This window comes from Enterobacter cloacae complex sp. HYC033_NIDB, from assembly GCF_056673335.1.
This window is the reverse complement of sequence record NZ_CP115123.1, coordinates 4,591,691-4,615,830: the sequence shown is the minus strand read 5'-3', so window position 1 is coordinate 4,615,830 and position 24,140 is coordinate 4,591,691. Positions and strand designations below refer to the sequence as shown.

Here is a 24,140-nt window from a genome sequence, read left to right as displayed (position 1 = left end):
ACGCCCTCTCCAGCAGGAGAGGGTGACTGTTATCCCAGGTCCGCCATTAACACCTTCGAGCGGCGCTGGTAGTTGTACATCTCTTTCTTACTTTCCGGCAGGGAATCAATATCCACCGGCGTGAAGCCGCGCTCCTGGAACCAGTGAATGCTGCGCGTGGTAAGCACGAACAGCTTGCTCAGACCCATCTGGCGCGCCTGTGCCGCCACGCGTTCAAGCAGCAGCTCCCCCCGTGAGGAGCTACGGTAATCAGGATGCACGGCGACGCACGCCATTTCGCCAATCTGCTCTTCCGGGAACGGATAAAGCGCCGCACAGGCAATGGTCAGGTTATCCCGCTGAATGATGGTGAACTTGTCGATCTCCATCTCCAGCTGCTCGCGGGATCGGCGAACCAGAATGCCCTGTTGTTCCAGCGGACGGATCAGCTCCAGAATGCCGCCGATATCGTTGATGGTGGCACGGCGGATCTGCTCGGCGCTCTCCATGACGATCTGCGTACCGATCCCGTCCCGGGAGAACAGCTCCTGCAACAGCGCGCCGTCTTCCTGATAGCTGATCAGGTGGCTGCGGCGTACCCCGCTACGGCACGCTTTAACGGCGCCGCGCAGAAAACGCACGGTACCGGAATAGTAATCGCCTTCTGCTTCCAGCGCTTCGACGCGCGCCTGGGCTTCATTCGGAAAAAGTTCTGGCACAATCACGCCCTCATCGTTCACGACACCCTGTGAGGAGCAAAAGCCGATCATTTTTTCCGCTTTCAGCTTGATGGCCAGCTGGGTGGCAATCTCTTCTGAGGTCAGATTAAAACTTTCACCCGTTACGGAGACGGCAACAGGGCCCATCAGAACGATCGCGCCATTGTCTAACTGGCGGTGAATGGCTTCTTCATCAATACGGCGGATGCGGCCGCTGTGGCAGTAGTCCACGCCATCGTCCACGCCGAGCGGCTGAGCGATGATAAAGTTGCCGCTCACCACGTTGATGTGCGCGCCCTGCAACGGCGTATTGTTCAGGCTCATCGACAGGCGGGCGGTGATATCAAGCTGCAACAGACCCGCCGCCTGTTTGACCAGCTCGAGGGTTTTCGCATCCGTCACGCGCGTGTGTTTGTGGTAGATCGGCTCATGGTGATGGGCGGCCAGGTTGGCTTCAATTTGCGGACGTGCGCCATACACCACCACCAGACGGATGCCGAGGCTGTGCAGCAGGCCGATATCATTGACGATGCTGGAAAAGTTTTCATGCTCAATGGCTTCGCCGCCAAGCATAATGACAAACGTTTTTCCCCGATGGGTGTTGATATAGGGAACAGAATGGCGGAATCCCTGGACCAGTTCGGTTCTGCGTTCCTTAACCATGACACAACCCTTAGTGAATGTTTATTCGTAATTTCTGTATTTTTATTCGATTGTGGCCGCGTGTGCAAGCCTAAATTTTCTGCGACCCACAGAAAATAATAAGTAATCCGTGCGTTAACGTATGATTGTTTACCCTTTTATAGATGACAGTTTATGCGTCATTCGTTAAAGTTTTCGGTCAATTTGGGCGTTTTGTTCATCAATCAGATTTCTTGCTCGGGAGAAGCATGTCGGGATCCAATTCAGCAATAAGCCGCCGCCGCCTGTTAAAAGGGGCCGGGGCGATGTGGTTGCTTAGCGTCAGCCAGGTGGGTCTTGCCGCCTCAAGCCAGGTAGTCGCGGTGCGCGTCTGGCCGTCGTCGACCTATACGCGCGTGACGGTCGAGTCCAATCGCGTGCTGAAATACAAGCAATTTGCCCTCAGCAATCCTGAACGTGTGGTGGTTGATCTCGAAGGTGTAAACCTCAACTCCGTGCTTAAAGGCATGGCAGCTCAGATCCGTGGCGACGATCCGTTTATCAAATCGGCGCGCGTCGGGCAGTTCGATCCGCAAACCGTGCGTATGGTGTTTGAGCTGAAGCAGAACGTGAAACCTCAGCTCTTTGCCCTTGCGCCTGTAGCCGCCTTTAAGGAGCGTCTGGTGATGGATCTCTATCCGGCGAATGCGACGGATATTCAGGATCCGCTTCTGGCCTTACTTGAGGATTACAACAAAGGCGATCTCGACAGCCAGGTTCCGCCAGCGCAAAGTGGCCCACAGCCGGGCAAGGCGGGGCGCGATCGCCCGATTGTGATCATGCTCGATCCTGGCCACGGCGGAGAAGATTCCGGCGCCGTCGGGAAATATCGCACCCGCGAAAAAGATGTGGTGCTGCAAATTGCCCGTCGTCTGAAGGCCTTGATCGACAAAGAGGGTAATATGCGCGCCTACATGACGCGCAACGAAGATGTCTTTATCCCGCTGAAGGTCCGCGTGGCAAAAGCGCAAAAGCAGCGCGCGGATCTGTTTGTCTCTATTCACGCGGATGCCTTCACCAGCCGCCAGCCGAGTGGATCTTCAGTGTTTGCCCTGTCAACGAAAGGGGCGACCAGTACCGCCGCGAGATACCTGGCGGACACGCAGAACGCCTCGGATTTAATTGGTGGCGTGAGCAAAAGTGGCGACCGTTACGTCGACCATACGATGTTTGATATGGTGCAGTCGCTGACCATTACCGACAGCCTGAAGTTTGGTAAAGCGGTGCTGGGCAAGCTGGGCCGGGTCAACAAGCTGCACAAAAACAGCGTCGAGCAGGCCGGATTTGCGGTACTGAAAGCGCCAGATATTCCATCCATTCTGGTCGAAACCGCGTTTATCAGTAACGTGGAAGAGGAACGTAAGCTCAAGACGGCTAAATTCCAGCAGGAAGTGGCGGAGTCGATTCTGGCGGGGATCCGGGCCTACTTCTCAGACGGGGAAACGCTGGCGCGGCGGGGGTAGGGCATTAAGCCGGGTATCATGCCCGGCATTTTCACAAACGCCAGATACAAAAAAACACCCTTCAGGGTGTTTATTGTTTTAAGAAGTGTTGGTTGCGGGGGCCGGATTTGAACCGACGACCTTCGGGTTATGAGCCCGACGAGCTACCAGGCTGCTCCACCCCGCGTCCGTCTTTCTACACTTGTAGAAACTTACTTCTTCAAATTTGATTGGTTGCGGGGGCCGGATTTGAACCGACGACCTTCGGGTTATGAGCCCGACGAGCTACCAGGCTGCTCCACCCCGCGTCCGTCTTTTTGCTTCGTATTTCAAACCACATCTGCGTTGACTTTCCTCGTTCACCTCAGTCACTTACTGGAGTAAGTTCCTAAGGATTCACTGCGTCGTCGCCTTGCTGTGATTCGAACTACTTCGCAAAAACTTCTACTGTCGTAGAAGATACTTCATCAAATTTTAATTGGTTGCGGGGGCCGGATTTGAACCGACGACCTTCGGGTTATGAGCCCGACGAGCTACCAGGCTGCTCCACCCCGCGTCCGTGGAAGCGCACTATACTCGGATAGGTTTGTGATGCAACCCCTTTTTCACATAATTCATTATTTTGTATGCAAAATGAACGGCAAAAGCCACTTTGGACTATTTTTTGTGCAGAATTTGCCAAAGGGAAGGCGATTGCATTTCATTAACACGGTGGGTTTGTTATCTTCATCTCGCGGAATTGGGCAACTAAAAGACGAGATATAATGAAAGGACGTTGGGCGAAGTATCTGATGACAGGCGCAATGGTGGCGATTCTTGCGGCCTGCTCTTCCAAACCGACCGATCGCGGTCAACAGTATAAAGACGGGAAGTTATCCCAGCCTTTCTCTTTAGTTAACCAGCCAGACGCCGTGGGCGCTCCGATCAATGCCGGAGACTTCTCCGAGCAGGTCTACCAGATCCGCACTGCTTCTCCGCGTTTATACGGTTCGCAGAACAACGTCTATAGCGCCGTGCAGGACTGGCTGCGTGCAGGCGGTGATACCCGCAATATGCGCCAGTTTGGTATCGATGCCTGGCAGATGGAGGGGGCGGATAACTACGGTAACGTCCAGTTTACCGGTTACTACACCCCGGTTGTCCAGGCGCGACACACACGCCAGGGCGAGTTCCAGTATCCCATTTACCGTATGCCGCCGAAACGCGGTCGTCTGCCGTCCCGCGCCGAGATCTACGCTGGCGCGCTGAGCGAAAATTACGTGCTGGCCTACAGCAACTCCCTGATGGACAACTTCATTATGGACGTGCAGGGCAGCGGCTATATTGATTTTGGCGACGGCTCGCCGCTGAACTTCTTTAGCTACGCCGGGAAAAATGGCCATGCCTATCGCAGCATCGGTAAGGTGCTCATCGACCGTGGCGAAGTGAAACGAGAAGATATGTCGATGCAGGCGATCCGCGAGTGGGGCGAAAAACACAGCGAAGCGGAAGTGCGTGAGCTGCTTGAGCAGAACCCATCGTTTGTCTTCTTCAAACCGCAGAACTTTGCGCCGGTGAAAGGGGCGAGCGCCGTCCCGCTGATTGGCCGCGCTTCTGTGGCATCGGATCGTTCGATTATCCCGGCAGGTACTACGCTGCTGGCGGAAGTTCCACTCCTCGACAACAACGGCAAATTCAACGGCAAGTATGAATTACGCCTGATGGTGGCGCTGGACGTGGGTGGGGCGATCAAAGGCCAGCACTTCGACATTTATCAGGGCATCGGCCCGGATGCCGGCCATCGTGCAGGCTGGTATAACCACTACGGACGCGTGTGGGTGCTGAAGGCAGCGCCGGGTACCGGAAACGTATTCAGCGGCTGATTGTGTTATTCTGAGGGCAAGACGGATTACGGTTCAGGGTGAGGAATACCTCACCCTTTTTACATCTGAGGTTTTATGTCTGTGGTAATCAGCGATGCCTGGCGCCAGCGTTTCGGCGGCACGGCACGGTTATATGGTGAAAAAGCCCTGCAACTGTTCGCGGATGCGCATGTCTGCGTGGTGGGCATTGGTGGTGTGGGTTCGTGGGCGGCAGAAGCGCTGGCGAGAACCGGCATTGGCGCAATTACGTTGATTGATATGGATGACGTCTGCGTCACTAACACTAACCGTCAGATCCACGCCCTGCGTGATAACGTCGGTCTGGCGAAGTCCGAGGTGATGGCGGAGCGTATTCGTCTCATCAACCCGGAGTGTAGGGTGACGGTGATCGACGACTTTGTGACGGCAGATAACGTCGCGGAGTACATGAGCAAAGGCTACAGCTATGTGATTGACGCCATCGACAGCGTGCGGCCAAAAGCGGCGCTGATCGCTTACTGTCGTCGTTACAAGGTGCCGCTGGTGACAACGGGCGGCGCGGGTGGACAAATTGATCCGACGCAGATCCAGGTGGCGGATCTGGCGAAAACCATTCAGGATCCGCTGGCCGCTAAGCTGCGCGAGCGCTTAAAAAGCGACTTCAACGTGGTGAAAAACAGCAAAGGCAAGCTGGGCGTGGACTGTGTGTTCTCGACAGAAGCGCTGGTTTATCCGCAGGCGGATGGTTCGGTCTGTGCGATGAAAAGCACCGCGGAAGGGCCAAAGCGGATGGATTGTGCCTCAGGGTTTGGAGCGGCCACCATGGTGACCGCCTCCTTCGGCTTTGTGGCGGTCTCTCACGCCCTGAAGAAGATGATGGCGAAGGCGGAACGTCAGGCCTGAGCCTGACGGGCGGCATCCAGCACCGCGTCGTTTAGCGCAATCAGTCCCTGACCGCGTGAGGCGCTAAGCTGCGCGCGAAGTCCCAGCTCATCAAACAGCGCCAGCGGAGAATGCGCCAGCAGCTCTGCGGCGCTTTTCCCTTCGATTGCGGTCAACAGCACCGCCAGCAGACCGCGAACAATGCGTCCCTCGCTGTCGCCGAAGAAATGCAGTTTCTCACCGGATACGCTAAACCCAAGCCAGACACGGTTCTCGCAGCCTGCGATCTCCTTCGCCTGTAATTTCAGCTCGTCTGACAGTGCAGGCAACTGTTTACCCAGCAGGATCAGCTGACGATATTTATCTTCCCACTGCGTGAGCGGGACGAAGGTCTGTTTTAACGTATCTTCAGTAATAACGGTGCCGAACGGGTGCCCGGCTAAAGCTGAACTTGTCATTAATCCACCAGTAATTCCAGGGCGCGGTCGACGGCGGAAACCAGCGCATCGACGTCGCTTTTTGTATTGTACGGTGCAAACGAGGCGCGCAGGGTACCGCTCACGCCAATAGCCGCCAGCAGCGGCTGGGCGCAGTGCTGTCCGGCACGCAGGGCAATGCCGTATCCGGCAAGCAACGTCACCATGTCGCTATGGTGCACGCCCGCGAAATCAAAGGCGAGCAGGCTGGAGTCCTGGACGCGGAACGAGCGAAAACCCGGACGTTTTTTCAGTTCTTCTTCCGCCAGCGTCGCCAGACCCCGGCTCCAGCTTTCAGCCTGAACCACGTCCGTTTCTGCCAGCCATTCGAGCGCTGCGCTCAGACCGATAACCCCGGCCACGTTTGGGGTACCGGCTTCCAGGCGGTAGGGTACATCCTGCGTTTTAAAACCGTCGAAGGTGACTTCGGTAATCATCTTGCCGCCGCCGAGCCACGGCGTCATCCGGGCCAGCAGTTCAGCTTTGCCGTACAGCGCGCCGATACCGGTTGGCCCGTACAATTTGTGTCCTGAGAAGGCATAGAAGTCGATATCCAGCGCCTGAACGTCAGCCGGAAAATGCACCACACCCTGCGCACCGTCGACCATCACCACCACGCCGCTGGCGTGGGCAATCTCAATGGCACGCGCCAGATCCGGGCAGCCGCCGGTGACGTTGGACATCTGCCCCAGCGCCAGAATACGGCTGCGCGGCGTAATCAGCTCAGGCAGACGCGCCACGTCAGGCAGGAAGTCCGCACCCAACGGGAGCTTTACAACCCGTGCCCCGGTTTGTTCGGCCACCATCAGCCAGGGTACCAGGTTGGCGTGGTGTTCCGCCTCGCTGACGATGATCTCATCCCCGGGCTGCAACAGCGGACGCGCGTAACATTGCGCCACCATGTTAATGGCCTCGGTGGTGCCCCGCGTCCAGACGATGTTCTTACCGCTGTCAGCATTGATCAGGCGCGCGACCTGATCCCGTGCGGCTTCGTATTGCGCCGTTAAGCGCTGCGCGTCGGCATACTGGCTGCGGTGCACGTTCCCGGCGCTCAGGCTGTAAAACTGGCGGGTTGCCTCAATCACCGCCTGCGGTTTAAGGGCCGTGGCGGCGCTATCAAGATAAATGCCGGCATCGGCCAGCGCAGGAAACTGTGCGCGAAACTGCGCAGGACTGAAAGCGTTCATGGAATTCCTCATATCGATTCTACGATCGTCGCGCAAATTCATCGGCAGGGCAAGGAAGTTGATATCTATCAGATTTGTCTGCTTATCCTGGCGAGTCTGAAAAAGCAGGTTATGCTAAATAGTGTTAGGCGGATGTTTTAGCCTGTTATAAATCGAGGTTTGAATAGCATTAATTGCTAAAGGAGATAATCATGAAAAAGACAGCTGCAATCATTTCTGCCTGTGCGTTGACCTTTGCCCTGAGCGCCTGTTCTGGTAATAACTACGTAATGCATACCAACGATGGTCGATCTATCGTCTCTGAAGGGAAACCGACAACCGATAATGATACCGGGATGATTTCATACAAAGATGCTAACGGGAACAAACAGCAGATCAACCGCAGTGACGTGAAAGAGATGAAGGAAATCGAGCATTAACAGTTAGATAAGCGAAAAAAAAGCACCGCAAGTTGGCGGTGCTACATTAATCACTATGGACAGACAGGGTAAATGTACAGGAAGTGAAAAATTGGTAGCGTTGCTACCGTGGTCTGAATCGCAGACCAATTGCAAACACAACAACACAACATCACAACCGTAAGCCAAAAGCCCTTCAGAACACGCATTCCAAAAAAAGCTTTTCGTTCCGGCTCAGGAAGTGCCGCCACTATAGGTATTTGCTGGTAGTTCCTCAACGGACAAATTATAATGGCTCAGATAAAAAAAACTAATAGGTTAAACGTTGTTTCCTATATGTTAAATCTCGTTAACATCTAAGCCAGATAACCATGTCCAAGCGATTGCCACCTCTAAATGCATTACGTGTTTTTGATGCAGCAGCACGCCACCTCAGCTTCACCCGCGCAGCCGATGAGCTTTTTGTGACACAGGCCGCAGTAAGTCATCAAATCAAGTCTCTGGAGGATTTTCTGGGGCTTAAGCTGTTCCGTCGACGCAACCGTTCGTTGCTGTTGACCGAAGAGGGGCAGAGCTATTTTCAGGATATTAAAGAGATTTTTTCCCAGCTGACGGAAGCCACTCGCAAGCTTCAGGCCCGGAGCGCAAAAGGCGCTCTGACTGTGAGTTTATTGCCCAGTTTTGCCATTCAGTGGCTGGTGCCGCGACTCTCAAGCTTTAACTCAACTTATCCGGGAATCGATGTCCGAATCCAGGCGGTGGACCGTCAGGAAGACAAGCTGGCAGATGATGTGGACGTGGCGATTTTTTACGGTCGCGGTAACTGGCCGGGCTTGCGTGTGGAAAAATTATACGCAGAATATCTGTTGCCGGTCTGTTCACCGCTGCTGCTGACGGGGGATAAAGCGCTCAAAACGCCCGCCGATCTGGCGCAACATACGCTTTTACACGATGCTTCGCGTCGCGACTGGCAAACTTATACCCGCCAGTTAGGTCTTAATCATATAAACGTGCAGCAGGGTCCCATTTTTAGCCACAGCGCGATGGTGCTACAGGCTGCTATTCACGGGCAGGGCGTGGCGTTGGCAAACAACGTTATGGCGCAGTCCGAAATTGAGGCAGGCCGTCTGGTTTGCCCATTTAACGATGTACTGGTCAGCAAGAATGCATTTTATCTGGTTTGTCATGACAGTCAGGCAGAACTGGGTAAAATAGCCGCTTTCCGGCAGTGGATACTGGCGAAAGCGGCAAGCGAGCAAGAAAAATTCCGCTTCAGGTATGAACAATAACGTTTGTGTGCCGGGCACGCATCAATTCAGGACTTAAACATGACCAGCCGATTCATGCTGATTTTCGCCGCGGTGAGTGGCTTTATTTTTGTAGCTCTGGGCGCGTTTGGCGCGCATGTCTTAAGCAAATCTCTGGGCGTTGTGGAGATGGGTTGGATCCAGACCGGCCTTGAATATCAGGCGTTCCACACGCTGGCAATTTTTGGGCTGGCGGTGGCGATGCAGCGCCGCATCAGCATCTGGTTTTACTGGAGCAGCGTCTTTCTGGCGCTGGGTACCGTACTGTTCAGCGGCAGTCTTTACTGTCTGGCGCTGTCGCATTTACGCCTGTGGGCGTTTGTTACACCTGTCGGCGGCGTCAGCTTCCTGGCGGGTTGGGTGTTAATGTTTATCGGAGCTATCCGTCTGAAACGCAAGGGCGTTGTTCATGAATAAGGTTGTTTTATATTGTCGCCCGGGGTTTGAGAAAGAGTGCGCCGCGGAAATCACCGATAAAGCGGCGAAGCGTGAAGTCTTTGGATTCGCTCGCGTCAAAGAGAACGCGGGCTATGTGGTATTTGAATGCTATCAGCCTGATGATGCCGACAAGCTGGCGCGCGAACTGCCGTTCAGCTCATTGATTTTCGCCCGTCAGATGTTTGTCGCGGGCGAACTGCTGAAAGATCTTCCGCCGGAAGATCGCATCACGCCGATTGTTGGCCTGTTGCAGGGTGTGGTGGAGAAGGGCGGCGATTTGCGCGTGGAAGTGGCCGACACCAACGAAAGCAAAGAGCTGATGAAGTTCTGCCGTAAGTTCACCGTGCCGCTGCGCGCGGCGCTGCGTGATGCGGGTGTGCTGACAAACTACGAAACGCCAAAGCGCCCGGTCGTGCATATCTTCTTTATTGCGCCAGGATGTTGCTACGCCGGCTACTCGTATACCACCAATAATTCGCCGTTCTTTATGGGGATCCCGCGTCTGCGCTTCCCGGCAGATGCGCCGAGCCGTTCAACCCTGAAGCTGGAAGAGGCGTTTCACGTCTTTATCCCGGCGGACGAGTGGGACGAACGTCTGGCAAACGGCATGTATGCCGTCGACCTTGGCGCGTGCCCGGGCGGCTGGACCTATCAGCTGGTGAAACGCAATATGTGGGTTTCGTCTGTGGATAACGGCCCGATGGCGCAAAGCCTGATGGATACCGGGCAGGTCACCTGGCTGCGTGAGGACGGCTTCCGCTATCGCCCGAACCGCAACAACATCTCCTGGATGGTGTGCGACATGGTAGAAAAACCGGCGAAAGTCGCGGCGCTGATGGCCTCCTGGCTGGTGAACGGCTGGTGTCGTGAGACGATTTTCAACCTCAAGCTGCCGATGAAAAAGCGCTACGAAGAGGTGTCGCAGAACCTGGCCTATATTCAGCAGCAGCTGGACGAACACGGGATTAACGCGGAAATCCAGGCGCGTCAGCTTTATCACGACCGCGAAGAAGTGACGGTCCATATTCGTCGCTGGTGGGCGGCAGTGGGTGGGCGTCGCGACGAGCGATAACGTTTGTAACGCCCGGTGGCGCTGCGCTTACCGGGCCTACAAAATCGTGTAGTTGTTTTAACGTTCTAACCTTAACTGCTGTAAATTCCCGTCCAGCTGTAAATCCGTCTGTAGCGTCGCCACCTCCCGGCAGATAAACGCCATCTCTTTATGCGCCTCCAGCTTTTTGCGCCATTTTTCCGGCACTTCATCAAGCCTGGCGTAAATTCCTTCCAGACTCTGAAACTCCGTCAGCAGCTGTGCGGCGCTTTTGGGTCCAATACCGGCGACACCCGGCACTTTAGAGCTGCTGATCCCCGCCAGCCCCCAGTAATCCGGCAGTTGCTCAGGCGATACGCCAAACTCGCTGGCAATGAATGGCGCGTCCAGCCAGCGTTTTTGAAAGTAGTCCCGGATGCGGATCGTTGGTGAGAGCAGCTGGCAGTAGCCTTTGTCGGTTGAAACGATAGTTGCCTGATGCCCGGCGCTCGCGACTTTAACCGCCAGCGTTGCGGCTAAATCGTCAGCCTCATTACCGTGGGCGCCCCAGCACGGAACGCCGCGCTGCTCAAAGGCCGCGCGGATAGCGGGCATTTCTGCGTGCAGATCGTCCGGCATTGGCGCACGTCCGGCTTTGTAGTCCGGCAGGCGCTGGTGCCGCCAGCCGGTATTGCGTGCTTCATCGTCGAATACGGCAACAGCGTGGGTGGGTTCGCTATGGCGAATGAGCTGCTCCAGCGCGTGTAAACAGGTGTCCTTGCAGGGGGTGCCCTGTACCGCATGAATACGGCGAATCAGGTTAAGTGCATCGACGATAAGCAAATGAACGGCCACAGATAATCTCCCTTCTGTCTAATGGGGGAAGGGTAACACTGAGCGCAGCATGAAACTATGAATGGTGGGGAAAACAGGAAGAAGCCTCGCAAAACGAGGCTTCCTGAGAGGCTTAATCGCAGGTGACGATCTTCATCGCCAGGCCACCGCGGGAGGTTTCACGGTATTTGGCGTTCATATCTTTACCGGTTTCGTACATGGTTTCGATAACCTTGTCGAGGCAGACGCGCGGTTCGCTGGTACGACGCAGCGCCATACGGGCCGCGTTCACCGCTTTCACAGAGGCGATGGCGTTACGCTCGATGCATGGCACCTGGACCTGTCCGCCGACCGGATCGCAGGTCAGCCCCAGGTTATGTTCCATGCCGATTTCCGCCGCAATACAAACCTGCGCAGGACTTGCGCCCAGTAATTCGGCCAGACCCGCCGCCGCCATAGAGCAGGCGACGCCCACTTCACCCTGACAGCCCACTTCCGCGCCGGAAATCGAGGCGTTCATCTTGTACAGTGAGCCAATCGCACTGGCGACCAGCATATACCGCGCGAGTGAGTTTGCATTCACTTCACGGATAAACTTGTCGTAATACGCCAGAACCGCCGGAACAATTCCGCACGCCCCGTTGGTTGGCGCCGTGACGACGCGGCCACCCGCGGCGTTCTCTTCGTTCACCGCCAGCGCGAACATGTTGATCCAGTCGACGACGGCCATCGGGTCGGTGGTGGTTTTGTCGGTGCTGACCAGCATGCGGCGCAGCGCAGCCGCACGGCGCGGAACACGCAGTTTACCCGGCAGCACGCCTTCGGTGGTGATCCCGCGCTCAATGCCGCTGCGCATCACTTCCCAGACGTTAGCGAAGTGCTGTTCCAGCTCCTCTTTGCTGTGCAGGGCCAGCTCGTTTTTCATCATCAGGCCGGAGAGAGAAAGCCCTGTCTCCTGGCAGTGACGCTGTAAGTCGGCCGCGTTTTTGTAAGGGTACGGCACATCAACGGCAGAATTGGTACTTTGACCAAAATGGTCCTCGTCGACGATAAACCCGCCGCCGATGGAGTAATACGTCTGGCTGTAAACCGCTTTGTCGCCGGCCAGCGCGGTAATGCGCATGCCATTCTCGTGCAGCGACAGGTTATCCGCATGGAAATTCATGCAGTGATCAACCGGGAATTCAACCTCATGCTCGCCGTTCGCCAGCAGCAAACGACCGTGGGTGTTCACGTCCTGGATAAAGCCAGGTATTGCATCAATATCAACGGTATCCGGCAGATTACCCGCCAGCCCCATGATAATGGCAATATCGGTATGGTGGCCTTTACCGGTCAGGGAAAGGGAACCATATACATCGACAACCACGCGGGTGATGTCGTGCAAAATGCCGCGTGCAATCAAGTCATCCGTGAATTGTTTACCGGCTTTCATTGGTCCGACGGTGTGAGAGCTAGAAGGACCAATACCGATTTTGAAGATATCGAATACGCTAATCATGATGCGTCCATTGCTTCAGTCAGAGGGGAGAAGTGCGCCGTCCGCAGACGGCGCAGGAGGTATTAGCTGAACAGCGAGTAGAAAATAGCGGAGATGGCAATCAGGCCCATCACAACAACGAACACGTTGCTGATATGGCCGCTGTATTTACGCATCGCAGGCACTTTCTGAATCGCGTACATCGGCATCAGGAACAGGATCATCGCGATAATTGGGCCGCCCAGGGTTTCAATCATGCCCAGAATGCTTGGGTTCAGGGTGGCTACCGCCCAGGTGGTCACCAGCATGAACAGCGCAGTGATTTTGTTCAGACGGTTGATTTCAATGGTCTTGCCTTTACCACGCAGAGATTTAATCACCATGCCGTTGAAGCCTTCACGTGCGCCCAGGTAGTGGCCCAGGAAGGATTTGGTGATGGCTATAATTGCGATGATCGGCGCCATCCACGCAATCAGCGGTGCGTTAAAGTGGTTTGCCAGGTAAGACAGAATAGAGATGTTCTGCTCTTTCGCCGCCGCCAGATCCGCCGGGGAGAGGCTCAGCACGCAGCTGAACACGAAGAACATTACGGTCAGTACCATCATGATGTGCGCGCGAGCCAGGATGCTGGAGCACTTCTTCTCTGCGCCATTGCCGTACTCTTCACGCTTCGCTACTGCGAAGGAAGAGATGATTGGCGAGTGGTTGAAGGAGAACACCATCACCGGGATCGCCAGCCACAGGGTCAGCAGCAGACCGTTGCCGGTCGTGGATGCGCTGCTCAGAGACAGGGTTTCCAGCGCAGCGCCGTTCCACTGTGGGATCAGGTACAGAGCCAGCACCATCAGAGCCGCAACAAACGGGAACACCAGCACGCTCATCGCTTTCACAATCATCTGCTCGCCGAAGCGCACGATGGTCATCATACCGACGATCAGGATCAGGGACAGAATCGCACGTGGCGGCGGGGTCATCTGAAGCTGGTGCATCATAAAGCTTTCTACGGTGTTGGTGATAGCAACGCTGTACACCAGCAGAATCGGGTAAATCGCGAAGAAGTAGAGCAGGGTAATCAGCTTACCTGCGCCGACGCCGAAGTGTTCTTCAACGACTTCAGTGATATCTTCGCCCGGGTTTTTACCGGACAGCACGAAGCGGGTCAGGCCTCGGTGCGCAAAGAAGGTCATCGGGAAGGCGATGAGGGCCATGATGATCAGCGGGATCATACCGCCGACACCTGCGTTGATAGGAAGGAACAGTACACCAGCGCCGATTGCTGTGCCGTACAGGCCAAGCATCCACATGGTATCCGTTTTGCGCCAACCGCTTCGGGATTCAATCGAAGCAACGGTGCTGGTTTGAGTGGTTTCCATCTGTATCTCCTGGAGGAAGCAAATTGTCAGGTTTTTAGTCAAATCCGATGAAAAAGCGCCTGACGGTAATATGAAATTCGTTCAGTGACGGTTTTTTAATAATTTTTGCCCGTAACTATTGGCGGGCGGAAAGATACATTCTAGTTATGAATCTATCAGTGATCGCGATCCCAAATGCAATAATCCACTTGTGATGTGGGTATCTTTAGACCATTTATCTGTTAAAAAAACATCAAAAAGAATTTACGGGCGCGAAGGCTACCATTAACGACATGTTTTCGAAAAGGTCGACCCGCGAGATAGGTGTCTTTCGCTGTAAAGAAATGGGATTTTAGGATTTTCTGGCGGGTAATTTCGATTAAGACTGATTATTTACGGTTTCAAAAACGAGGTAATCGTTTGCGCAGGCGTCAGATTTGTTAATAACATTGAAGATCGCTATGAATTGCAACACGAATAAAAAAGCCGGATGACGATCCGGCTTGAGAGGAGAGGAATGTCGCTTTACTTGATGATTTCGTAACACGGAATATAGGCAGAGCCTGGAAGCTTCATGCGGTGCTGAGCGACAAAGCCCTGCAACATATCATCCATGCGGTGCATCATCTCCGGATCACCGTGGATCTTATACGGGCCAAACTCTTCAATTGCGCGTATCCCCACCTCTTTCACGTTCCCCGCCACGATGCCAGAGAAGGCGCGACGCAGGTCGGCAGCCAGCACTTCCACCGGCTGATCCGGATAGAGTTTGAGGTTCGCCATGTTCTCATGCGACGGCTCGAAGGGGATCTGAAGATCCGGTGCGATACGGATGGACCAGTTAAAGCTGTAGGCATCCCCGGTATCACGACGATTCTCTTTCACCAGCGGCATCGCTTTTTTCATCTGACGGGCCACTTCTGCGGCATCGTCAATAATAATGCGGTAGTGACGGCGCGCGTCTTCGCCCAGCGTATGCACGATAAACTCGTCCAGCACGCGGAAGTAGTCGGCGCTCTCTTTCGGGCCGGTCAGGATCAGCGGCAGAACCTGATCTTTGTTGGCCGGATTCATCAGGATCCCGAGCAGATAAAGCAGCTCTTCCGCCGTACCTACGCCGCCCGGGAAGATGATGATGCCGTGCGCGATACGGACAAACGCCTCAAGACGCTTTTCGATATCCGGCATAATAATCAGTTCGTTAACCAGCGGGTTAGGCGGCTCAGCGGCGATGATCGACGGCTCGGTCATGCCGATAAAACGGCCTTCTTTATAGCGTTGCTGCGCGTGACCTACTGCCGCGCCTTTCATTGGCGCTTCCATCGCGCCAGGACCGCAACCGGTACAGATATTCAGTTCGCGCAGGCCGAGCTGCGTCCCCACGCGGCGGGCATACAGGTATTCGGTTTCGTTAATGGAGTGACCACCCCAGCAGACGACCATGTTCGGCGCTTCGCCCACGTGCAGGGCGCGGGCGTTACGCAGAATGGAGAAGACCAGGTTGGTGATATGAACGGAACTTTCCAGGTCAAGATGCTGGAATCGTCCGGCGTTGCTGATCTGTCCGTTAACAAACAGAATATCGCGCAGCACGGCAAACAGGTTGGCCTGAAGTGAGCGAATAATACGCCCGTCGACAAAAGCGTCTTCCGGCGGGTTGATCACTTCCAGCTTCACCCCGCGCTCGCGGCGCAGCACGTTGATATCAAAACTTTCGAAGCGGGACAGCAGCTCTTTACTGTTGTCGGTCAGGCTTCCGGAGTTCAGTACGGCAAGTGAACAGTTACGAAACAGTTGATAAAGGTCGCTACTGGCGGTGCGTTTAAGCATGTCCACTTCCAGCTGCGACAACATATCCATAGAGCCAAGCGGGCTAATATGTGTAATCAAGTGAGCTCCTTATGGGACGATTATCGTCTTTCCCTGTTGATTACAATAGCCCTGGCTTATGACGTTTCACAACACTTCGGGCGGAATACCGCCCGCATATTGTGAAAATATTTATCTTACTGGCGCACCAGCCGTCCGGTGGCAGGCACAAAATCGGTATTGGTGCGCCACGGATTGATATCCAGACCGCCGCGACGGGTGTAGCGGGCGTAAACGCTCAGCTTTTCGGGCTGGCAGAAACGCTGGATGTCGTTGAAGATGCGCTCCACGCACTGCTCGTGGAATTCGTTGTGATGACGGAATGACACCAGGTAACGCAGCAGCTTTTCACGGTCAATCTGCGGGCCGCGGTACTGGATCTGTACCGAGCCCCAGTCCGGCTGATGGGTGATAAGGCAGTTGGATTTCAGCAGATGGCTGACCAGCGTCTCGTTGACCACTTTTCCGCCCGCCGCGTTTTCCAGGTAGTCGGTGCTAAATTCATAGCTTTCCACCTCAATGTCCTGATCGTCGATGCAGGTGCCGTGGAAATGGGCGACAGGCTGTCCTTCCAGCTCATGCAGACGGTATAACGAGACGGTTACGTTCCCCTGCGCGCACGCGCTTAAATCACGTTCAAGCGTCTGTTGCACCTCGTCCCAGCTGTTGAATTTGGTCTGGTTAAAGCTGTTGAGATAGAGCTTAAAGCTCTTGGATTCGACCAGGTTTACGCTGGCGTAATCCAGCTCGACGTGGCCCACGGCCACCTGCGGCAGACCGCGCGCATTCAGCCAGGAGAGTTCGTACAGCGTCCAGATGTCGCCGCCGACAAACGGCAGCGCGTCAGCGTGCAGCCCGAGCGGATCGCGGTTCAGACTGCGCGGCACGCCCTGCAACAGGCTTGCATCGTAGGTGTCGCGGTAATCGGTCGATTTACCCAGCGTTAAGCCCGTTAACGCCTGATGATTTTCGTAAGACATGTTTCATAGCCACTTTACAGGTACACTTATGGGCTGAGTTTATCCTGTCTTACAAGAAGAGAGAAATCGGTGGATATCGAAACTGCGAATGCCCTGACGTCCTTCACGACCCGCTATTGCGATGCCTGGCATGAAAAGCGGGGGACGTGGCCGCAAAGTACTGACTTATATGGCGTGCCGTCACCGTGCATTATCGCTTCGCAGGATGATTACGTTATCTGGCAACCGAAACCGTTCACGGGCGAGCACAATGTAAATGCGGTTGAACGCGCGATGGACATTGTGATACAACCTGCGCTTCATGCATTTTATACCACGCAGTTTGCCGGGGATATGACTGCATGTTTTGCAGGACAGCCGTTGACGCTGCTGCAAACCTGGAGCGAAGACGATCTGCAACGCGTTCAGGAAAACCTCATTGGTCACCTGGTCACGCAAAAACGCCTTAAGCTCTCTCCGACTCTTTTTATTGCGACGCTCGACAGTGAACTGGACGTCATTTCTGTCTGCAACCTGTCTGGCGAGGTCATCAAAGAGACGCTCGGCACCCGCAATCGCGACGTTCTCGCGCCTTCACTTGCGGATTTTCTTACTCAAATTGAGCCGCTTCTGTAATCCATGATGCTACTGGACGTGTGAGAGATCTCTTACACGCTCTGTGAGACATCGCCGAAACAATTAGAGTTGCCTTAGGAATTTCAGATTAATATTAACTTTTCTTTCAACAGGTTAGTGGTTTTCTGAAAGGGAATCCCCCGTTTCGCCTGGCTTACATTGCTTACAAGGTGGGTTGTAAGACGAAGCAGAATAGCGGATTCTATCTGCGTCGACAGGATGCCGACACGAGAAACGAACATCAGGATGATGGCGTTTCTTACCAGGGACACGTCAGGATGACGCCGCAGGAAGGCCTCAGGATGAAGCAAAGTGGATCACGCAGGATGCGTAAGGGACACCTCCAGGAAGGAGAACTAGAGCCGGTCAGGATGGTCGGTGGGTCAGGATGGCCAGGACGTTTCAGGATGAAACCTACACATCAGGACGATGTGAGCAGGAAGCAAAAGGTAAAGGGATGACCAGGCCTTCGGGCATCAGGAAAAGTTGTCACGGATGAGCAGGGAGCACGTATTGTAGCTGGAATGCTGCGAAACGAACCGGGAGCACTGTTTTTACAGTGCTCCCTTTTTTTATTTCTGTCTTCCGCAATGCTATGCTTCGCGCCATTCCGTTTTTCAGTTGAGGTATATATGTCGCATTATGACAACGTTCGTGCGCAGTTGCACGCCATCGAAGCCCTTATGCGCCAGCATCAGCTGTGGCAGGATAACGCGCCGCAGCCAGACGCGTTCGCCAGCACCCAACCGTTTTGTCTGGATACGCTGGCCCCGTTCGAGTGGCTCCAGTGGGTCTTAATTCCGCGTATGCACGCGCTGCTGGAAGGTGGTCACGCGTTGCCCGCGTCTTTTGCCGTCTCTCCCTATTACGAAATGGCGCTGGAAGCGACCCACCCGGCGCGTGCCATGATGCTGGTGGAGCTGGAAAAGCTCGATGCGCTTTTCGCCGGTGACGATGCATGACGCTTGAGATCCTTTATCAGGATGAGTGGTTAGTGGCGGTGAATAAACCGTCCGGCTGGCTGGTGCACCGTAGCTGGCTCGATCGCGATGAGAAAGTGGTGGTCATGCAAACCGTGCGCGATCAGATCGGTCAGCACGTCTTTACTGCTCATCGTCTGGATCGGCCAACCTCTGGCGTTCTGCTGATGGGGCTTTCCAGTGAGGCGGGTCGACTGCTTTCGCAGCAGTTTGAGCAGCACCAGATGCAAAAGCGCTACCACGCCATCGTGCGTGGCTGGCTGACGGATTCCGCCACGCTTGATTATCCGCTGGTGGAGGAACTGGATAAAATCGCCGATAAATTTGCCCGCGAAGATAAAGGCCCGCAGCCTGCGGTGACCGACTATCGCGGTATGGCGACCACAGAACTGCCGGTGGCGACCAGCAAATTTCCGACCACGCGATACAGTCTGGTTGAGCTTTTGCCCAAAACCGGGCGCAAGCACCAGCTTCGCCGCCATCTTGCACATCTGCGCCACCCAATTATCGGCGACAGCAAGCACGGCGATCTGCGCCAGAACCGCAGCGCGGCCGAGCACTTTGGCTGTAACCGGCTGATGCTGCACGCCAGCGAGCTACGCCTGGCGCACCCGTTTACCGGCGAACCGCTGACTATTCGCGCGGGGCTGGACGAGGTCTGGATGCAGGCGCTGTCACAGTTTGGCTGGCTGGGACAACTCCCCGAAAATGAAAGGGTTGAGTTTGCCGCAGTCAACGTTCAGGATGAACAGCAAGCGCAATAATTACGGGAGCAAAGCATGGCTGAAGTAGGCATTTTTGTCGGCACGATGTACGGCAACTCGCTGCTGGTGGCGGAGGAAGCGGAAGCAATCCTTGTAAACCAGGGCCATAAAGCAACGGTCTATGAAGATCCGGAGCTGGCGGACTGGGAAAAGTATAAAGATAAATACATCCTGGTGGTGACCTCCACCACCGGGCAGGGCGATCTGCCGGACAGCATCGTCCCGCTTTTCCAGGGCATTAAAGACCAGCTCGGCTATCAGCCAGATGTTCACTATGGCATCATCGCCCTCGGCGATAGCTCTTACGCTAATTTCTGCGGTGGCGGTAAACAGTTCGACGCGCTGTTGCAGGAACAGAGCGCTCAGCGCGTCGGAGAGATGTTGCTGATTGATGCGGGTGAACACCCTGAGCCAGAAAGCGAGTCAAACCCGTGGGTCGAGCACTGGGCAACGCTGCTTAAATAACCCTGCGCTATACCAATGGTAGGCCGGGTCAGGCGTAGCCGCCACCCGGCATTACACCCCGCCCCAAACGCCATTTCCGTGAACCACCTTCCACTCCTCTGGGCTTATGCCCTAAACAACCTCCCTCACGCCCTTCAATACTGTGTTTTTGCACGGTGAGGTGAAGAGGCACTCCTTCATATACTTTTCCCGTCACTATAAAACGGCTTCTGGCCGTACCAAAACCAAACACAAATCTCTCATTCTGATTACCCTACAGGTGCTGTACAGAATGAACCAGGCGAAAGCTATGTTTCAGGAGTGCAACAATGAGTACATTAAGCCACGCGGCGAGCAGCGCTGAGAAGCGCACCAACGCCCGCTACTGGATAGTGGTGATGCTGTTTATCGTCACCTCTTTCAACTACGGCGACCGTGCCACGTTATCCATTGCCGGCTCTGAGATGGCAAAGGACATCGGACTTGATCCGGTGGGTATGGGTTATGTTTTCTCCGCATTTTCATGGGCCTACGTAATCGGCCAAATCCCTGGCGGCTGGCTGCTGGACCGCTTTGGTTCAAAACGGGTCTATTTCTGGTCCATTTTCATCTGGTCGATGTTTACCCTGTTACAGGGCTTCGTGGATATCTTCAGCGGCTTCGGCATTATCATTGCGCTCTTTACCCTCCGCTTCCTGGTGGGCTTAGCGGAAGCGCCATCGTTCCCTGGCAACAGCCGTATTGTGGCCGCCTGGTTCCCGGCGCAGGAGAGGGGAACGGCGGTAGCCATCTTTAACTCGGCGCAATACTTTGCGACGGTTATTTTCGCGCCAATCATGGGCTGGCTGACGCACGAAGTGGGCTGGTCGCACGTCTTCTTCTTCATGGGCGGGCTGGGGATCGTCATCAGCTTCATCTGGCTGAAAGTGATCCACGAACCAAACCAGCATCCGGGCGTGAACAAGAAAGAGCTGGACTACATTGCTGAAGGTGGGGCGCTGATCAACATGGATCAGAAAACCCAGAAAGCTAAAGTTCCGTTCAGCCAGAAATGGGGGCAGATCAAACAGCTCGTCGGCTCACGAATGATGATCGGTATCTATCTCGGCCAGTACTGCATTAACGCCTTAACCTACTTCTTTATCACCTGGTTCCCGGTTTACCTGGTGCAGGCGCGCGGGATGTCGATTCTGAAGGCGGGGTTTGTCGCCTCCGTGCCGGCCATCTGCGGCTTCGTGGGCGGGGTGCTTGGCGGGGTCATCTCCGACTGGCTGATGCGTCGTACCGGTTCGCTGAATATTGCGCGTAAAACGCCAATCGTGCTCGGCATGCTGCTCTCCATGACCATGGTGTTCTGTAACTATGTCAGCGCGGAGTGGATGATTATCGGCTTTATGGCGATGGCCTTCTTCGGTAAAGGCATTGGCGCACTGGGCTGGGCGGTGATGGCAGATACCGCGCCGAAAGAGATCAGCGGCCTGAGCGGCGGTCTGTTCAACATGTTTGGCAACATTTCCGGCATTGTCACTCCAATCGCTATCGGTTACATCGTCGGCACCACTGGCTCCTTCAACGGCGCGCTGATTTATGTAGGCGTCCATGCGCTGGTGGCGGTACTCAGTTATCTGGTGCTGGTGGGTGACATCAAACGAATCGAACTGAAACCTGTTGGGGAGCGCGGATGATGACAACGCAATCAAGCCCGATCGTGACGGAGATGAAGGTCATTCCGGTGGCGGGGCAGGACAGCATGCTGCTCAACATTGGTGGCGCGCATAATGCCTGGTTCACCCGCAACATTGTGGTGCTGACCGACAGCGCAGGGAATACCGGCGTCGGGGAAGCGCCTGGCGGAGAGGTGATTTACCAGACGCTGGTCGACGCCATCCCGCAGGTGGTTGGGCAGGAGGTCGCCCACCTGAACAAGGTGGTTCAGCGGGTGTATAAGGGTAACCAGTCGGCGGATTTTGATACCTTCGGCAAAGGCGCCTGGACGTTTGAACTGCGCGTTAACGCGGTGGCGGCGCTGGAGGCGGCCCTCCTCGATTTACTGGGCAAGGCGCTGAACGTGCCGGTCTGCGAACTGCTGGGGCCAGGCAAACAGCGTAATGCGGTAACGGTGCTGGGCTATCTGTTCTACGTTGGCGACCGGACGAAAACCGATCTGCCGTATCTGGAACGCTCGCCGGGCAGCCACGAGTGGTATCACCTGCGTCATCAGGAGGCGCTCTCTGGCGAGGCGGTGGTACGCCTTGCAGAGGCGGCGCAGGATCGCTACGGCTTCAAAGACTTCAAGCTGAAAGGCGGCGTTCTGCCCGGCGAGCAGGAGATTGACAGCGTGCGCGCGTTGAAAAAACGCTTCCCGGAGGCACGCATCACCGTCGATCCGAACGGCGCCTGGCTGCTGGATGAAGCTATCACGCTGTGCAAAGGGCTGGGCGACGTGCTGACCTACGCGGAAGATCCGTGCGGCGCCGAGCAGGGATTTTCTGGCCGCGAGGTGATGGCCGAATTTCGCCGCGCTACCGGGCTGCCGGTTGCGACCAACATGATCGCCACCAACTGGCGTGAAATGGGCCATGCGGTGATGCTGAATGCGGTGGACATACCACTGGCGGACCCGCACTTCTGGACCCTTTCCGGCGCGGTGCGCGTGGCGCAGCTGTGCGATGACTGGGGGCTCACCTGGGGCTGCCACTCCAATAACCATTTCGACATTTCGCTGGCGATGTTTACCCACGTTGGCGCGGCGGCGCCGGGCAACCCGACCGCCATCGATACGCACTGGATCTGGCAGGAAGGCGAAGCGCGCCTGACCAAAAATCCACTTGAAATCAAAAACGGCACAATTGCCGTACCGGATGCGCCGGGGCTGGGCGTGGAGCTTGACTGGGATCAGATCCACAAGGCGCATGAAGCGTATAAAAAACTGCCGGGCGGCGCGCGCAACGACGCAGGCCCGATGCAGTACCTTATCCCCGGCTGGACATTTGACCGTAAGCGCCCTGTATTTGGACGTCACTGATAAAAGGATCGAACGATGAGCACATTTTCTACCCCTGTAGTCACCTCCATGCAGATCATTCCTGTCGCGGGACATGACAGCATGCTGATGAACCTGAGCGGCGCCCATGCGCCGTTCTTCACCCGTAATATTGTGGTGATCAAGGACAACTCAGGGCATACCGGTGTCGGTGAAATCCCGGGCGGGGAGAAGATCCGTAAAACGCTGGAGGCCGCCATTCCGCTGGTGGTGGGTAAAACGCTGGGCGAGTACAAAAATGTGCTGACTCGCGTGCGTACGACCTTTGCCGATCGTGATGCGGGTGGCCGTGGTCTGCAAACGTTTGATCTGCGCACCACTATCCATGTGGTCACGGGCATTGAAGCCGCGATGCTGGATCTGCTGGGCCAGCATCTTGGCGTCAATGTCGCCTCCCTGCTGGGCGACGGCCAACAGCGCAGCGAAGTGGAAATGCTCGGCTACCTGTTCTTTATCGGCAACCGCAAACTCACCCCGCTGCCGTACCAGAGCCAGCCGGACGAAAAATGCGACTGGTATCGTGTGCGTCACGATGAAGCGATGACCCCGGACGCGGTGGTGCGCCTGGCGGAAGCCGCGTATGAAAAATATGGCTTTAATGACTTCAAGCTGAAAGGCGGTGTACTGGCGGGTGAAGAAGAAGCAGAGGCGATCGCCGCGCTGGCGAAGCGCTTCCCGCAGGCGCGCGTCACGCTGGATCCGAACGGTGCCTGGTCGCTTGATGAGGCGATAAAAATCGGTAAGCAGCTTAAAGGCGTGCTGGCCTATGCGGAAGATCCGTGCGGTGCAGAGCAGGGGTTCTCCGGACGTGAAGTGATGGCGGAGTTCCGTCGCGCCACCGGGCTGCCAACCGCCACCAACATGATCGCGACCGACTGGCGTCAGATGGGGCACACGCTCTCGCTGCAATCGGTGGACATTCCGCTGGCAGACCCGCACTTCTGGACGATGCAGGGCTCGGTTCGCGTGGCGCAGATGTGCCATGAGTTCGGCCTGACCTGGGGCTCGCACTCCAACAACCACTTCGACATCTCGCTGGCGATGTTCACCCACGTGGCGGCTGCCGCGCCGGGCAACATTACCGCCATCGACACCCACTGGATCTGGCAGGAGGGCAACCAGCGCCTGACCAAACAGCCGTTTGAAATCAAAGGCGGTATGGTACAGGTTCCTGCTACGCCGGGTCTGGGCGTAGAACTGGATATGGACCAGGTCATGAAAGCGCATGAGCTGTACCAGAAACACGGCCTGGGCGCGCGTGATGACGCGCTGGCGATGCAATACCTGATCCCAGAGTGGACATTCGACAATAAACGTCCGTGCATGGTACGATAAGCGCATTGGGACCGCTCCCGTGAGTGGTCCCTTACGTGGTGTATGCTTAACGTAACTAACATGC

General features: G+C 55.6%; 22 protein-coding genes and 3 tRNA genes. 14 read left to right on the top strand and 11 right to left on the bottom strand.

The genetic code is table 11. The annotated features are described in order from the left end of the window. Positions 1-29: 29 nt before the first annotated feature. A complete protein-coding gene (argA, locus tag O1721_RS22065) occupies positions 30-1,361 on the bottom strand; it encodes an amino-acid N-acetyltransferase (RefSeq protein ID WP_015571744.1) in 1,332 nt (443 codons plus the stop codon). A gap of 227 nt (positions 1,362-1,588) precedes the next feature. Here argA and amiC point away from each other — a divergent pair, with 227 nt between their 5' ends. Next, the gene (gene amiC, locus O1721_RS22060; RefSeq protein ID WP_032649346.1) at positions 1,589-2,842 is read left to right on the top strand and encodes an N-acetylmuramoyl-L-alanine amidase AmiC; all 1,254 of its coding nucleotides are present in this window, start codon (positions 1,589-1,591) and stop codon (positions 2,840-2,842) included. Positions 2,843-2,931: 89 nt separating this feature from the next. Here the strand turns inward: amiC and O1721_RS22055 are convergent. From O1721_RS22055 to O1721_RS22045, 3 genes are all read right to left on the bottom strand, one after another. Then, positions 2,932-3,008 (bottom strand) — tRNA-Met (locus O1721_RS22055). Positions 3,009-3,052: 44 nt separating this feature from the next. Next, positions 3,053-3,129 (bottom strand) — tRNA-Met (locus O1721_RS22050). A gap of 171 nt (positions 3,130-3,300) precedes the next feature. Then, a tRNA-Met gene (locus tag O1721_RS22045) sits at positions 3,301-3,377 on the bottom strand. Positions 3,378-3,585: 208 nt separating this feature from the next. On the opposite strand from O1721_RS22045, the gene mltA reads away from it, so the two are divergent. Both mltA and tcdA read left to right on the top strand, forming a co-directional pair. Beyond that, a complete protein-coding gene (gene mltA / locus O1721_RS22040) occupies positions 3,586-4,683 on the top strand; it encodes a murein transglycosylase A (RefSeq protein WP_015571742.1) in 1,098 nt (365 codons plus the stop codon). 75 nt (positions 4,684-4,758) lie between these two features. Further along, positions 4,759-5,565, top strand: a complete 807-nt coding sequence (gene tcdA, locus O1721_RS22035) for a tRNA cyclic N6-threonylcarbamoyladenosine(37) synthase TcdA (protein ID WP_006811804.1) — start codon at positions 4,759-4,761, stop codon at positions 5,563-5,565. Here tcdA and csdE read toward each other — a convergent pair. Beyond that, positions 5,556-6,002: a cysteine desulfurase sulfur acceptor subunit CsdE gene (gene csdE / locus O1721_RS22030; RefSeq protein WP_032649344.1), complete on the bottom strand. Its 447-nt coding sequence runs from the start codon at positions 6,000-6,002 to the stop codon at positions 5,556-5,558. The genes tcdA and csdE overlap by 10 nt on opposite strands. Further along, positions 6,002-7,207 (bottom strand): cysteine desulfurase CsdA, encoded by a 1,206-nt coding sequence (csdA, locus tag O1721_RS22025; protein ID WP_023295350.1) that lies wholly within the window; start codon positions 7,205-7,207, stop codon positions 6,002-6,004. Before csdA ends, csdE begins: the two co-directional genes overlap by 1 nt. A 191-nt stretch (positions 7,208-7,398) precedes the next feature. On the opposite strand from csdA, the gene O1721_RS22020 reads away from it, so the two are divergent. The 4 genes from O1721_RS22020 (at position 7,399) to rlmM (ending at position 10,422) form a co-directional block, all read left to right on the top strand. Continuing rightward, positions 7,399-7,626 (top strand): YgdI/YgdR family lipoprotein, encoded by a 228-nt coding sequence (locus O1721_RS22020; protein WP_015571738.1) that lies wholly within the window; start codon positions 7,399-7,401, stop codon positions 7,624-7,626. A gap of 350 nt (positions 7,627-7,976) precedes the next feature. Beyond that, on the top strand, positions 7,977-8,894 hold the full coding sequence (gene gcvA / locus O1721_RS22015; protein WP_003862758.1) for a glycine cleavage system transcriptional regulator GcvA: 918 nt from the start codon (positions 7,977-7,979) through the stop codon (positions 8,892-8,894). A 39-nt stretch (positions 8,895-8,933) separates the two neighbouring features. Further along, on the top strand, positions 8,934-9,329 hold the full coding sequence (locus O1721_RS22010; RefSeq protein WP_003862756.1) for a DUF423 domain-containing protein: 396 nt from the start codon (positions 8,934-8,936) through the stop codon (positions 9,327-9,329). Further along, positions 9,322-10,422 carry a 23S rRNA (cytidine(2498)-2'-O)-methyltransferase RlmM gene (rlmM, locus tag O1721_RS22005; protein ID WP_003862754.1) on the top strand — a complete coding sequence of 367 codons (1,101 nt, stop codon included), beginning with the start codon at positions 9,322-9,324 and terminating at the stop codon, positions 10,420-10,422. The genes O1721_RS22010 and rlmM overlap by 8 nt, the downstream gene beginning before the upstream one ends. Positions 10,423-10,479: 57 nt before the next feature. On the opposite strand, the gene xni is transcribed toward rlmM, so the two are convergent. From xni to queF, 5 genes are all read right to left on the bottom strand, one after another. After that, positions 10,480-11,235 (bottom strand): flap endonuclease Xni, encoded by a 756-nt coding sequence (gene xni / locus O1721_RS22000; protein WP_023295348.1) that lies wholly within the window; start codon positions 11,233-11,235, stop codon positions 10,480-10,482. A 112-nt stretch (positions 11,236-11,347) separates the two neighbouring features. Next, positions 11,348-12,715, bottom strand: coding sequence for an L-serine ammonia-lyase (locus tag O1721_RS21995; RefSeq protein WP_015571736.1), 1,368 nt, complete (start codon positions 12,713-12,715; stop codon positions 11,348-11,350). Positions 12,716-12,777: 62 nt separating this feature from the next. Continuing rightward, positions 12,778-14,067, bottom strand: coding sequence for an HAAAP family serine/threonine permease (locus O1721_RS21990; protein ID WP_003862749.1), 1,290 nt, complete (start codon positions 14,065-14,067; stop codon positions 12,778-12,780). Positions 14,068-14,571: 504 nt separating this feature from the next. Then, entirely contained in the window at positions 14,572-15,936 is a 1,365-nt protein-coding gene (gene ppnN, locus O1721_RS21985; protein WP_017382837.1) for a nucleotide 5'-monophosphate nucleosidase PpnN, read from the bottom strand. 116 nt (positions 15,937-16,052) lie between these two features. After that, the gene (queF, locus tag O1721_RS21980; RefSeq protein ID WP_015571734.1) at positions 16,053-16,895 is read right to left on the bottom strand and encodes an NADPH-dependent 7-cyano-7-deazaguanine reductase QueF; all 843 of its coding nucleotides are present in this window, start codon (positions 16,893-16,895) and stop codon (positions 16,053-16,055) included. A gap of 69 nt (positions 16,896-16,964) precedes the next feature. Between queF and syd the strand changes: the two genes are divergently transcribed. The 7 genes from syd (at position 16,965) to gudD (ending at position 24,076) form a co-directional block, all read left to right on the top strand. Next, complete coding sequence (gene syd / locus O1721_RS21975; protein ID WP_032619128.1) at positions 16,965-17,510, top strand: SecY-interacting protein; 546 nt, start codon at positions 16,965-16,967, stop codon at positions 17,508-17,510. 632 nt (positions 17,511-18,142) lie between these two features. Further along, positions 18,143-18,472 carry a YqcC family protein gene (locus tag O1721_RS21970; RefSeq protein WP_032649340.1) on the top strand — a complete coding sequence of 110 codons (330 nt, stop codon included), beginning with the start codon at positions 18,143-18,145 and terminating at the stop codon, positions 18,470-18,472. Next, positions 18,469-19,254: a tRNA pseudouridine(65) synthase TruC gene (gene truC, locus O1721_RS21965; RefSeq protein ID WP_032649337.1), complete on the top strand. Its 786-nt coding sequence runs from the start codon at positions 18,469-18,471 to the stop codon at positions 19,252-19,254. Before O1721_RS21970 ends, truC begins: the two co-directional genes overlap by 4 nt. Positions 19,255-19,269: 15 nt before the next feature. Next, entirely contained in the window at positions 19,270-19,719 is a 450-nt protein-coding gene (locus O1721_RS21960; protein ID WP_015571732.1) for a flavodoxin, read from the top strand. 308 nt (positions 19,720-20,027) lie between these two features. Next, entirely contained in the window at positions 20,028-21,383 is a 1,356-nt protein-coding gene (gudP, locus tag O1721_RS21955) for a galactarate/glucarate/glycerate transporter GudP (protein ID WP_003862734.1), read from the top strand. Next, positions 21,383-22,723: an enolase C-terminal domain-like protein gene (locus O1721_RS21950; RefSeq protein WP_032668772.1), complete on the top strand. Its 1,341-nt coding sequence runs from the start codon at positions 21,383-21,385 to the stop codon at positions 22,721-22,723. The genes gudP and O1721_RS21950 overlap by 1 nt, the downstream gene beginning before the upstream one ends. 15 nt (positions 22,724-22,738) lie before the next feature. Continuing rightward, positions 22,739-24,076 (top strand): glucarate dehydratase, encoded by a 1,338-nt coding sequence (gudD, locus tag O1721_RS21945; RefSeq protein ID WP_032649333.1) that lies wholly within the window; start codon positions 22,739-22,741, stop codon positions 24,074-24,076. Positions 24,077-24,140: the final 64 nt, after the last annotated feature.

Coding starts and splice junctions, on each gene's coding strand:
- amiC (WP_032649346.1), top strand. CDS start 1,589: ATGTCGGGATCCAATTCAGCAATAAGCCGCCGCCGCCTGTTAAAAGGG.
- O1721_RS21995 (WP_015571736.1), bottom strand. CDS start 12,715: ATGATTAGCGTATTCGATATCTTCAAAATCGGTATTGGTCCTTCTAGC.
- truC (WP_032649337.1), top strand. CDS start 18,469: ATGACGCTTGAGATCCTTTATCAGGATGAGTGGTTAGTGGCGGTGAAT.
- csdE (WP_032649344.1), bottom strand. CDS start 6,002: ATGACAAGTTCAGCTTTAGCCGGGCACCCGTTCGGCACCGTTATTACT.
- gcvA (WP_003862758.1), top strand. CDS start 7,977: ATGTCCAAGCGATTGCCACCTCTAAATGCATTACGTGTTTTTGATGCA.
- argA (WP_015571744.1), bottom strand. CDS start 1,361: ATGGTTAAGGAACGCAGAACCGAACTGGTCCAGGGATTCCGCCATTCT.
- csdA (WP_023295350.1), bottom strand. CDS start 7,207: ATGAACGCTTTCAGTCCTGCGCAGTTTCGCGCACAGTTTCCTGCGCTG.
- O1721_RS22020 (WP_015571738.1), top strand. CDS start 7,399: ATGAAAAAGACAGCTGCAATCATTTCTGCCTGTGCGTTGACCTTTGCC.
- tcdA (WP_006811804.1), top strand. CDS start 4,759: ATGTCTGTGGTAATCAGCGATGCCTGGCGCCAGCGTTTCGGCGGCACG.
- rlmM (WP_003862754.1), top strand. CDS start 9,322: ATGAATAAGGTTGTTTTATATTGTCGCCCGGGGTTTGAGAAAGAGTGC.
- O1721_RS22010 (WP_003862756.1), top strand. CDS start 8,934: ATGACCAGCCGATTCATGCTGATTTTCGCCGCGGTGAGTGGCTTTATT.
- queF (WP_015571734.1), bottom strand. CDS start 16,895: ATGTCTTACGAAAATCATCAGGCGTTAACGGGCTTAACGCTGGGTAAA.
- O1721_RS21970 (WP_032649340.1), top strand. CDS start 18,143: ATGTCGCATTATGACAACGTTCGTGCGCAGTTGCACGCCATCGAAGCC.
- O1721_RS21960 (WP_015571732.1), top strand. CDS start 19,270: ATGGCTGAAGTAGGCATTTTTGTCGGCACGATGTACGGCAACTCGCTG.
- O1721_RS21990 (WP_003862749.1), bottom strand. CDS start 14,067: ATGGAAACCACTCAAACCAGCACCGTTGCTTCGATTGAATCCCGAAGC.
- mltA (WP_015571742.1), top strand. CDS start 3,586: ATGAAAGGACGTTGGGCGAAGTATCTGATGACAGGCGCAATGGTGGCG.
- O1721_RS21950 (WP_032668772.1), top strand. CDS start 21,383: ATGACAACGCAATCAAGCCCGATCGTGACGGAGATGAAGGTCATTCCG.
- gudD (WP_032649333.1), top strand. CDS start 22,739: ATGAGCACATTTTCTACCCCTGTAGTCACCTCCATGCAGATCATTCCT.
- gudP (WP_003862734.1), top strand. CDS start 20,028: ATGAGTACATTAAGCCACGCGGCGAGCAGCGCTGAGAAGCGCACCAAC.